The sequence below is a fragment of the Capnocytophaga canis genome, assembly GCF_000827555.1.
GTDB lineage: Bacteria > Bacteroidota > Bacteroidia > Flavobacteriales > Flavobacteriaceae > Capnocytophaga > Capnocytophaga canis.
Genome location: NZ_CDOI01000108.1, coordinates 1 through 511, shown reverse-complemented (window position 1 = coordinate 511; position 511 = coordinate 1). Strand labels below are relative to the sequence as shown.

The 511-nt window shown below is 40.3% G+C and carries 1 pseudogene; it reads left to right on the top strand.

The features are described 5' to 3' along the window. Window positions 1-511, top strand: a pseudogene (locus CCAND38_RS11900) (hypothetical protein); the annotation flags it as partial.

Below are 511 nucleotides of genomic sequence, written 5' to 3'. Positions count from 1 at the left end.
GCGTCACACCAGCTAACTGTGATATAGCAAAAGTTATTTTCACTGTTAAAAATATCGACGCTGTTGATGATGATTTTGGAGTTCAAACTGTAGGAACGACCACGAAGACAGTGTTTGAAAACGACAAGTTGAATGGAGTATCACCAACGAGTGCGACGGTAAGTGTGACATCTGCGAATTTACCAATTGGAGTAACACTTAATTCGGATGGTACATTAACGATAGGAAATACGGCTTTATCGGGTACACATACGTTTACGTATACTATTTGTGATAAGGCAAATACAAGTATTTGCGATACAGCTACGGCGACTATTACGATTAAGAAAGTAGTAGCTACGGATGATTCTTACTCAATCACGGATACCACGGTGACTCAAACTGTGGGTAACGTATTGGATAATGACAAGGTAGGGACGCAAACTGCTACGACTACTTTGGTAACTATCGGCAATATCCAAAATCCTACGGGTTCGAATGTACCTGCTTTGGATACAAATGGAAATATCAC